This is a genomic window from Holtiella tumoricola (assembly GCF_027857615.1).
GTDB classification, from domain to species: domain Bacteria; phylum Bacillota; class Clostridia; order Lachnospirales; family Cellulosilyticaceae; genus Holtiella; species Holtiella tumoricola.
The window spans coordinates 1-373 of sequence record NZ_JAQIFT010000070.1 but is presented as its reverse complement, the minus strand read 5'-3'; the positions used below and the strand labels follow the sequence as shown (position 1 = coordinate 373).

Annotated in this window: 1 rRNA gene; it reads right to left on the bottom strand. The window is 53.9% G+C overall.

The window, feature by feature from the left end:
* Window positions 1-373, bottom strand: a 16S ribosomal RNA gene (locus PBV87_RS21755); the annotation flags it as partial.

The window sequence follows — 373 nt, the reverse complement described above, 5'->3', positions numbered from 1 at the left end:
CAGCCGCACCTTCCGATACGGCTACCTTGTTACGACTTCACCCCAGTCATTGGTTTTGCCTTAGACAGCTCCCTCCCCGAAGGGTTAGGTCACTGGCGTTGGGCCCCCCCAACTCCCGTGGTGTGACGGGCGGTGTGTACAAGACCCGGGAACGTATTCACCGCGACATTCTGATTCGCGATTACTAGCGATTCCAACTTCATGTAGTCGAGTTGCAGACTACAATCCGAACTGGGAGTGCCTTTTTGGGATTTGCTTGACCTCGCGGTTTTGCTTCCCTTTGTAGCACCCATTGTAGCACGTGTGTAGCCCTAAACATAAGGGGCATGATGATTTGACGTCATCCCCACCTTCCTCCAGGTTATCCCTGGCA